Source organism: Pseudomonas sp. UBA4194 (assembly GCF_002379585.1).
Lineage (GTDB): Bacteria > Pseudomonadota > Gammaproteobacteria > Pseudomonadales > Pseudomonadaceae > Aquipseudomonas.
The window spans coordinates 40,492-48,395 of record NZ_DFUE01000027.1; the positions used below are offsets into that span (position 1 = coordinate 40,492).

At 63.2% G+C, this 7,904-nt stretch carries 12 protein-coding genes; 3 read left to right on the forward strand and 9 right to left on the reverse strand.

Going from position 1 to position 7,904, the window contains the following annotated elements; genetic code table 11:
• Positions 1-70: 70 nt before the first annotated feature.
• Genes B3397_RS07715 through ubiE form a run of 9 tightly spaced genes read right to left on the reverse strand, consistent with a single transcriptional unit; the run spans position 71 to position 6,124 of the window.
• Positions 71-778, reverse strand: coding sequence for a 16S rRNA (uracil(1498)-N(3))-methyltransferase (locus tag B3397_RS07715; RefSeq protein ID WP_296248756.1), 708 nt, complete (start codon positions 776-778; stop codon positions 71-73).
• On the reverse strand, positions 775-1,560 hold the full coding sequence (gene tatC, locus B3397_RS07720; protein ID WP_296248758.1) for a twin-arginine translocase subunit TatC: 786 nt from the start codon (positions 1,558-1,560) through the stop codon (positions 775-777). Before tatC ends, B3397_RS07715 begins: the two co-directional genes overlap by 4 nt.
• Positions 1,557-2,039: a Sec-independent protein translocase protein TatB gene (gene tatB / locus B3397_RS07725; protein WP_296248759.1), complete on the reverse strand. Its 483-nt coding sequence runs from the start codon at positions 2,037-2,039 to the stop codon at positions 1,557-1,559. The genes tatC and tatB overlap by 4 nt, the downstream gene beginning before the upstream one ends.
• Positions 2,040-2,042: 3 nt before the next feature.
• Complete coding sequence (locus B3397_RS07730; RefSeq protein ID WP_296248761.1) at positions 2,043-2,318, reverse strand: twin-arginine translocase TatA/TatE family subunit; 276 nt, start codon at positions 2,316-2,318, stop codon at positions 2,043-2,045.
• A 26-nt stretch (positions 2,319-2,344) separates the two neighbouring features.
• Positions 2,345-2,680, reverse strand: a complete 336-nt coding sequence (locus tag B3397_RS07735; RefSeq protein WP_296248762.1) for a phosphoribosyl-ATP diphosphatase — start codon at positions 2,678-2,680, stop codon at positions 2,345-2,347.
• Positions 2,673-3,074 carry a phosphoribosyl-AMP cyclohydrolase gene (hisI, locus tag B3397_RS07740; protein ID WP_296248763.1) on the reverse strand — a complete coding sequence of 134 codons (402 nt, stop codon included), beginning with the start codon at positions 3,072-3,074 and terminating at the stop codon, positions 2,673-2,675. Before hisI ends, B3397_RS07735 begins: the two co-directional genes overlap by 8 nt.
• A 52-nt stretch (positions 3,075-3,126) precedes the next feature.
• Positions 3,127-4,734 (reverse strand): ubiquinone biosynthesis regulatory protein kinase UbiB, encoded by a 1,608-nt coding sequence (gene ubiB, locus B3397_RS07745; protein ID WP_296248764.1) that lies wholly within the window; start codon positions 4,732-4,734, stop codon positions 3,127-3,129.
• Positions 4,731-5,354 carry a ubiquinone biosynthesis accessory factor UbiJ gene (locus tag B3397_RS07750; RefSeq protein ID WP_296248766.1) on the reverse strand — a complete coding sequence of 208 codons (624 nt, stop codon included), beginning with the start codon at positions 5,352-5,354 and terminating at the stop codon, positions 4,731-4,733. The genes ubiB and B3397_RS07750 overlap by 4 nt, the downstream gene beginning before the upstream one ends.
• Complete coding sequence (ubiE, locus tag B3397_RS07755; protein ID WP_296248768.1) at positions 5,354-6,124, reverse strand: bifunctional demethylmenaquinone methyltransferase/2-methoxy-6-polyprenyl-1,4-benzoquinol methylase UbiE; 771 nt, start codon at positions 6,122-6,124, stop codon at positions 5,354-5,356. The genes B3397_RS07750 and ubiE overlap by 1 nt, the downstream gene beginning before the upstream one ends.
• Positions 6,125-6,267: 143 nt before the next feature.
• On the opposite strand from ubiE, the gene B3397_RS07760 reads away from it, so the two are divergent.
• From B3397_RS07760 to B3397_RS07770, 3 genes are all read left to right on the forward strand, one after another.
• On the forward strand, positions 6,268-6,546 hold the full coding sequence (locus tag B3397_RS07760) for a polyhydroxyalkanoic acid system family protein (protein ID WP_296248770.1): 279 nt from the start codon (positions 6,268-6,270) through the stop codon (positions 6,544-6,546).
• Positions 6,547-6,686: 140 nt separating this feature from the next.
• Complete coding sequence (locus tag B3397_RS07765; RefSeq protein ID WP_296248772.1) at positions 6,687-7,115, forward strand: phasin family protein; 429 nt, start codon at positions 6,687-6,689, stop codon at positions 7,113-7,115.
• Positions 7,116-7,125: 10 nt separating this feature from the next.
• Entirely contained in the window at positions 7,126-7,881 is a 756-nt protein-coding gene (locus tag B3397_RS07770) for a phasin family protein (protein ID WP_296248773.1), read from the forward strand.
• Positions 7,882-7,904: the final 23 nt, after the last annotated feature.

Here is a 7,904-nt window from a genome sequence, read left to right on the forward strand (position 1 = left end):
GTGATCGGCTCCCTCTCCCCCAGGGAGAGGGCTGGGGTGAGGGGACCATTCACCCCCCATCCTCAACCAATCAAAACAACCGCGCCAACAACACCGCCACCGCCGTCTCTACCCGCAAAATCCGCTCCCCCAACTGCACCGGCTGTAACCCGGCCTTGCCCAGCAGATCCACCTCATAGGGAATCCACCCACCCTCCGGCCCGATCGCCAGGGTCACGGCCTCATCCAGATGACGCGGGCAGGGCGGATAAGCGCCCGGATGTCCGACCAGCCCCAACGTGCCCTGCGCCATGCCCGGCAAGCGATCCTCGACAAACGGCTTGAAGCGCTTTTCGATGATCACCTCCGGCAGCACCGTGTCGCGAGCCTGCTCAAGGCCCAGGATCAGTTGCTCACGAATGGCCGCAGGCTCCAGAAAGGGGGTTTGCCAGAAGCTCTTCTCGACCCGGTAGCTGTTGACCAGCACGACCTTGCCGACGCCCATCGTAGCGAGGGTCTGAAACACCCGGCGCAGCATTTTCGGGCGGGGCAGGGCCAGTATCAGGGTCAGCGGCAGCTTGGCTGGCGGCGGCTGGTCGAGGGTCACGCTCAGCTCGGCTTCATGGCCCTCCAGGCGAACCACCTCGGCATGCCCCATCAGGCCATCGATAAGGCCGACCCGCAGGCTGTCGCCCACCTCGACCTTGTGCACGTCCTGCATATGGGTAAAGCGGCGATCACGCAGCACCACGCGGCCAGCCGCTACGAAATCGGCTTGCTCGAGCAACAGCAGGTTCATGCCTGTGTCGCTGGCGGCTTGGCGTCGGTGTCGTCGGCGTCTTCACGATCGCCGCGCTTGCGGATCAGCCCGCCAAACAGAATGCCGATTTCGAACAGCAGCCACATGGGCACCGCCAGCAGCGTCTGCGAGAAGATGTCGGGTGGGGTCAGGATCATCCCCACCACGAAGCAGCCGATGATCACGTAGGGACGAATCTTGCGCAGATACTGCACGTTCACCACGCCAATCCATACCAGCAGCACCACCGCCACGGGGATTTCGAAGGCCACCCCGAAGGCGAAGAACAAGGTCATCACGAAATCGAGGTAGCTGGCGATGTCGGTGGCCATGGTCACGCCCGCCGGAGTGGCACTGGCGAAGAACTTGAACACCAGCGGGAACACCAGGAAATAGGCGAAGGCCATGCCGGCATAGAACAGAAAGATGCTGGACACCAGCAGCGGCACGGCCACGCGCTTTTCATGCTTGTACAGGCCGGGAGCGATGAAGCCCCAGACCTGGTGCAGGATGATCGGGATGGCCAGGAACAGCGACACCATCATGGTCAGCTTGAAGGGCGTCAGAAATGGCGAGGCCACGTCGGTGGCGATCATCGTCGCGCCAGCGGGCAGGTACTCGCGCAGGGGCGCCGACACCAGGGTGTAGATCTGCTGGGCAAACGAGAACAGGCCGGCGAAGACCAGGAAGATCACGGCCACGCAACGCAACAGGCGCGTGCGCAGCTCGGTAAGGTGCGAGACCAGCGGCATCGGCTGATCGTTTTCCGGAATTTCGCTCATGGTGCTCGCGACGGCTGTGTCGGTTCATTGGAGGCGATGCTCACCGGCGCAGGAGCAGCGCTGCTGGCATCGCGGTCGAGCACCGGCTGGGTGCTGGCGGCAGGCTCGGTGGCGGGCACTGCGATGGGCGTCACCTGGGCGCTGGCGGCATCGCGGTCCAGCACGGGCTGGGCCTGGGCGCCCGGAGCGATAGGGTCGGCCAGCGGCTCGGCGGGTTTTGCCGGGGCCGGTTGCTGCGGATTGAGGATCTTGCGGGCCTCTTCCTCCAGCGACAGGATGTGTTCGTTGTGCAACTGGCGGCGAATCTCGTCGGCGCCGATTTCCCGCTCGATCTCGGTCTTGATCGAGTTGAAGCTGCGCTTCAGCCGACCGACCCACAGCCCGGCGGTACGCGCGGCACCTGGCAGGCGCTCGGGCCCCAGCACCAACAGGGCCACCAGGCCCACGAGCATGAGTTCACTGAAGCTGATACCGAACATTGATCAGTCTTTCCTGATGGGCTCTTCGACTTTCTGATGCTGGCCGTCGATGGTGTGCGGCGGGTTCACCGGCTGGGGATTCAATGGCGAGCTGGCCTGAGGGTGAACAGGCTGGGCAGGTTGCTCGGCGCCCGGCTTGTCGTCGTCGTTCATGGCCTTGCGAAAGCCCTTGATCGACTCACCGACATCGGTGCCCAGGTTCTTCAGTTTCTTGGTACCGAACACCAGGACCACAACGATCAGGATGACGATCCAGTGTTTCCAATCAAACAGACCCATGATGCTACTCCTCAGAAAATGCGGTTTCAGGCAGTGGGCTGGCGGGCGGCTTTCTCATCGTGCCCGGACAGACCGAAGCGTCGGTCCAGTTCATCCAGTACGGCCTGCGGATGTTGGCCAAGTTGCGCGAGCATCACCAGGCTATGAAACCACAAGTCGGCGGTTTCATAGATGACATCGCTGCAATCGCCACTGACGGCGGCGTCCTTGGCGGCGATGATGGTTTCCACCGATTCCTCGCCGAGTTTCTCCAGAATCTTGTTCAGGCCCTTGGCATAGAGGCTGGCGACATAGGAGCTGTCCGCACTGGCGCCCTTGCGCTCCTCAAGCACCGCGGCCACGCGGCTCAGGGTGTCACTCATGGCTGTGTCCTGCGTGGTAGATGGCGTGAGGGTCCTTGAGCACCGGGTCGACCACGGTCCATTGACCATTTTCGAATACCCGGTAGAAGCAGCTCTGACGGCCAGTGTGACAGGCGATGTCGCCGATCTGCTCGACGCTGAGCACGATGACGTCGGCGTCGCAGTCCAGCCGCATTTCATGCAGCTTCTGCACATGGCCCGATTCCTCGCCCTTGCGCCACAGCTTGCCGCGTGAACGAGACCAGTAGATGGCGCGGTTTTCGGCGGCAGTCAGGGCCAGCGATTCGCGGTTCATCCAGGCCATCATCAGGATACGCCCGGTCTGGTGATCCTGGGCGATTGCGGGCACCAGGCCGTCGCTGTCCCATTTGATCTCATCAAGCCAGTCTTTCATTTACCACTCCGACTACGTAGGGGGCTAGTGTGCCAGCCGACAGCCGCACTGGCTATCGGCGCACGACCAGAAACAAGCCCGAGGCGAGCATCAGCCACGCCGGCCATGCCTGCACGCTGTCCAGGGCAATGCCAGACACTGCAGTAAGCGTGCCGCCCACCAGCAGCGCGCCGCCCACCAGCCGCAAGGCCCAGCCGTCGCGGGCTCTGTGCCAGGGCGGTGGTGGGTCCTTGCGGTGCGGCTGAGACATCCGTTCGAGCAGATCACGGGTCATGTTGGCCAGGTGCGGCAACTGTTCGACCTGCGATTGAACATTATGAAACAAAGATTTGGGGCTGACCCGCTCGCGCATCCAGCGTTCCAGGAACGGCTGGGCGGTGCTCCACAGGTCCAGGTCCGGATACAGCTGACGGCCCAGCCCCTCGATGTTGAGCAGAGTTTTCTGCAGCAGTACCAGCTGCGGCTGCACTTCCATGTTGAAGCGGCGCGCGGTCTGGAACAGGCGCATCAGCACCTGGCCGAACGAGATGTCCTTGAGCGGCTTCTCGAAGATCGGCTCGCACACGGTGCGAATCGCGGCTTCGAATTCGTTGAGCTTGGTTTCGGCCGGCACCCAGCCCGAATCGATGTGCAGCTGGGCTACGCGTCGGTAATCGCGCTTGAAGAAGGCGAACAGGTTGCGCGCCAGGTAGTCCTGATCCTCGGGGGTCAGGCTGCCGACGATGCCGCAGTCGATGGCGATGTACTTCGGGCTCCACGGCGCCACGGTGCTGACGAAGATGTTGCCCGGGTGCATGTCGGCATGGAAGAAGCTGTCGCGAAATACCTGGGTGAAGAAGATCTCCACACCGCGTTCGGCCAGCAACTTCATGTCGGTGCGCTGGTCGGCCAGGGTGGCCATGTCGGTAACCTGCACGCCGTAGATGCGCTCCATGACCAGCACCTTGGGTCGGCACCAGTCCCAGTACACCTGGGGCACGTAGAGCAGGTCGGAATCTTCGAAGTTGCGTCGCAGCTGGCTGGAGTTGGCCGCTTCGCGCAGCAGGTCGAGCTCGTCGTAGATGGTCCGCTCGTAGTCGGCCACCACGTCCACCGGGTGCAGCAGGCGGGCGTCGGCCGACAGCCGCTCGGCCTGCCGGGCCAGCAGGAACAGCCACGCCAGGTCCTGGCCGATGATCGGTTTGAGGCCGGGGCGGATGACCTTGACCACCACTTCCTCACCGCTCTTGAGCTTGGCCGCATGCACCTGGGCCACCGACGCGGAGGCCAGTGGTTCGACGTCGAAGCGACTGAACACGTCGCTGATCTTGGCGCCCAGCTGCTGCTCGATCAGGGCCATGGCCTTTTGCGGGTCAAACGGCGGCACACGGTCCTGGAGCAGCATCAGCTCATCGGCGATGTCCTCGGGCAGCAAGTCGCGGCGGGTCGAAAGAATCTGCCCGAACTTGATGAAGATCGGGCCCAGATCCTGCAGCGCCAAGCGCAGACGTGCTCCGCGGTTGAGTTCCTGGCGGCTGCGCGGCAGCCAGCGCCAGGGCATGGCGAAGCGGGTGATCTTCAGCCACCACGGCAAGGGCAGGGCGAACATCAGGTCATCGAGGCGGTAGCGGATCACGACGCGCTGGATGCGCAACAGACGGCGGATGGCAAGCAGCTTCATGCGTTATCGCTGGAATTGTGGGATCGGACGAGGCGCTCAATACGCGCCTCGAGGCGTTCGACATCGATTTTCAAGTCGTCTATCTCATGAAAGCGCGCCTGCGCTTCCTGCTCGCCCACCAGGGTGCGCGCTTCTTCGGCCAGGTACTCGCCCAGGTTCTGGCTGGCGCTGGCCAGCCTTTGGCGAGTCCAGCCGACGCGACTGCGCAGGTGACCGGACAGCATCTGGGTGGCCACCGGCCCGAGCCAGCGTGAGACTTCGTATTCCCAATCAAGTTCGAGGTCCTGCAGCACCTTGACCAGATCGAGCAACACGGCGCTGTTGCCGTCGAGTTCGACCTGCGGGCTGTGCAGCACGGCAGTCTTGTCCTTGCTCAGGGCCAGCTGTACCAGGCTGCTGGCCGGAGCCCGCAGCGTGCAGTCGGCCTCGGCGGCCCAGTGTCCGGCCAGCATCAGGCCAGTGGCACTGGGCAGAATGAACAGGGCAAAGCGCGGGTTGCGGCAGTCCACGGCAATCACCTTGCCGTGCAGGTGCGCCAGCCGCGGCAGCGCAGTGCCGTCCAGGCGCAGCACACGGTTGAGGCCGTGCTCGACGCTGGCAATCAGGCCGGCGACCAGCATCAGGGCTTGATTCCCCGGTGCAGGGCGACGATGCCGCTGGTCATGTTGTGATAGGTGACGCGGTCGAAGCCGGCCTGCACCATCATCGCCTTGAGGGTTTCCTGGTCAGGGTGCATGCGGATCGATTCGGCCAGGTAGCGGTAGCTTTCCGAATCGTTGGTGATCAGCTTTCCGGCCAGCGGCATGAAAGCGAAGGAGTAGGCGTCGTAGACCTTGGACATGAGCTTGTTGGTAGGCTTGGAGAATTCCAGCACCAACAGCCGGCCACCGGGCTTGAGCACGCGCAGCATGGACGCGATGGCGGCTTCCTTGTGGGTGACGTTGCGCAGGCCGAAAGCGATGGTCACGCAGTCGAAATGGTTGTCGGGAAACGGCAGCTTCTCGGCGTCGGCCTGGACGAACTCGATGTTGCCGGCCACGCCTTTGTCCAGCAGGCGGTCGCGACCGACCTTGAGCATCGAGGCGTTGATGTCGGCCAGCACGACCTGGCCCGTGGGGCCCACCAGCTCGGAGAACTTGCGCGCCAGGTCGCCGGTGCCGCCGGCGATGTCCAGCACCCGGTTGCCCACGCGCACGCCGGACAGCTCGATAGTGAAGCGTTTCCACAGGCGGTGCATGCCGCCGGAGAGGACGTCGTTCATCAGGTCGTACTTGGCGGCTACCGAGTGGAACACTTCGGCTACCTTCTCGGCCTTCTGGCTTTCCGGTACGTGCTTGTAGCCGAAATGAGTGGTGGGTTCGGCATCGCCGCCTTTGCGCTGATCGTTCATATCGCTGTCACCAGGAAAAATTACCGCCCATTCTAAGCCTCACCGAGGCGCTTTGTCTTGGCGCGATGGACGGCAATGGCACTGGGATCGACATAACCGGGGTAACATAGGCACCAGTCGAACATTTTACTCGGGAGTCCTCGATGACCCAGATCAGCGTTGAGCGCAAACATAACCTGGGACGTGAAGCGGCCCGGCAGAAAGCCGAAGTGGTGGTGGACAAGCTGGTGGAGCGCTATGACGTGCAGGCCACCTGGCAGGGCGATACCGTGGCGGTCAAGCGCAGCGGCGCCCAGGGCACGGTAAAGATCGATGACGACGCGATTCGCATCGACCTGAAGCTGGGCATGATGCTGTCGATGATGAGCGGGACGATTCAGAGCGAGATCGAGAAGGCGTTGGACAAGGCGCTGGCGGCGTAGGCTGGATTGAGGTGGCCGGCTGGGTGACCGTGGTGATCGGTCCCCTGCGCCCTTTAGGGTGCCCTTTCTAATTTTCCCCTCTACTGTGCATCTCAGTCCCCGCCGTTCGTGGGCCCTTCCCCGATATTTCGAGGTGCACCATGGCTGCTACCCCCCGCAACAAAGTCGTGATCAAGAAAAAAGTCGAAGCCCAGACCGATGAGGTGCGTTCCTATGCGCGCAAGATCTGGCTGGCTGGACTGGGCGCCTATGCCAAGGTCGGCAAGGAAGGCGTGAGCTATATCCAGGAACTGATCAAGACCGGCGAGCAGACCGAACGACAAGGCAAGCAGCTGACCGACAAGGAAGTGGTCGCGGCGAACGCTCAGATCGATTCGGCGAAAACCGAACTGACCGTGGTCAAAGGCAAGGTCGAGACACAACTCGACAAGATCGAGACCGCGTTCGACGGCCGGGTGGCCAGTGCCCTCAATCGCATCGGCATCCCCTCGCGGCATGACCTGCAGACCCTGTCTGCTAAGCTCGATCAGCTGACGGCACTGGTTGAACGTGTCGCGCGTAAACAATAAGGAGAGTGGGATGGCTGGCAAGAAGAAAGACGCAAAAGAAGGCAGCTCCTGGACCGGCGGGATCGAGAAGTACTCGCGCCAGATCTGGCTCGCCGGTTTGGGCGCGTACTCGAAAATCAGCAACGACGGCAGCAAGTTGTTCGAGACGCTGGTGAAGGACGGCGAGAAGGCCGAGAAGCAGGTCAAGGACGAGGTGGATGATCAGGTCGATAGCGTCAAGGCCTCTGCCAACACGGCGAAGTCGCGAGTGGGGGATGTTAAGGATCGCGCCCTGGGCAAGTGGGGCGAACTGGAGGAGGCGTTCGACAAGCGTTTGAACAGCGCCATCTCGCGGCTGGGCGTGCCGAGCCGCAATGAGGTCAGGGAACTGCACAGCAAGGTCGATGCCCTGACCCGGCAGATCGAGAAGCTGACGGGGGCTTCGGCAAGTTCGGTGGCGAGCAAGCCGGCAGCGGTGAGGACCAGGCCAGCGGCCAACGGGGCGGCGGGTAAACCCGCGACCAAGCCCAGGGCGGCGGCCAAGCCGGCGGCGGCAAAAGCGGCTTCGGCAGCCAAGCCTGCGGTGAAGTCGGTGGTGGCCAAACCCGCGGCCGCAGCCAAGACGGCAGCCAAGACCGTGACCAAGGCACCGGCGGCGAAGAAGCCTGCTGCGCCGCGTAAACCGGCGGTGAAGAAGGCGGCTTCGTCAGCCAGTGCTGCTCCAACCCCTGCATCGGCTCCGGCAGCCGGCGCGACAACACCTGCGGCGCCTGCCAGCGAGTCCTGAGTCGCCTGGTCCCCTCACCCCAA

Excerpts from the sequence above, each read along its gene's own strand:
- B3397_RS07715 (WP_296248756.1), bottom strand. The coding sequence starts at position 778 with ATGAACCTGCTGTTGCTCGAGCAAGCCGATTTCGTAGCGGCTGGCCGC.
- tatC (WP_296248758.1), bottom strand. The coding sequence starts at position 1,560 with ATGAGCGAAATTCCGGAAAACGATCAGCCGATGCCGCTGGTCTCGCAC.
- tatB (WP_296248759.1), bottom strand. The coding sequence starts at position 2,039 with ATGTTCGGTATCAGCTTCAGTGAACTCATGCTCGTGGGCCTGGTGGCC.
- B3397_RS07730 (WP_296248761.1), bottom strand. The coding sequence starts at position 2,318 with ATGGGTCTGTTTGATTGGAAACACTGGATCGTCATCCTGATCGTTGTG.
- B3397_RS07735 (WP_296248762.1), bottom strand. The coding sequence starts at position 2,680 with ATGAGTGACACCCTGAGCCGCGTGGCCGCGGTGCTTGAGGAGCGCAAG.
- hisI (WP_296248763.1), bottom strand. The coding sequence starts at position 3,074 with ATGAAAGACTGGCTTGATGAGATCAAATGGGACAGCGACGGCCTGGTG.
- ubiB (WP_296248764.1), bottom strand. The coding sequence starts at position 4,734 with ATGAAGCTGCTTGCCATCCGCCGTCTGTTGCGCATCCAGCGCGTCGTG.
- B3397_RS07750 (WP_296248766.1), bottom strand. The coding sequence starts at position 5,354 with ATGCTGGTCGCCGGCCTGATTGCCAGCGTCGAGCACGGCCTCAACCGT.
- ubiE (WP_296248768.1), bottom strand. The coding sequence starts at position 6,124 with ATGAACGATCAGCGCAAAGGCGGCGATGCCGAACCCACCACTCATTTC.
- B3397_RS07760 (WP_296248770.1), top strand. The coding sequence starts at position 6,268 with ATGACCCAGATCAGCGTTGAGCGCAAACATAACCTGGGACGTGAAGCG.
- B3397_RS07765 (WP_296248772.1), top strand. The coding sequence starts at position 6,687 with ATGGCTGCTACCCCCCGCAACAAAGTCGTGATCAAGAAAAAAGTCGAA.
- B3397_RS07770 (WP_296248773.1), top strand. The coding sequence starts at position 7,126 with ATGGCTGGCAAGAAGAAAGACGCAAAAGAAGGCAGCTCCTGGACCGGC.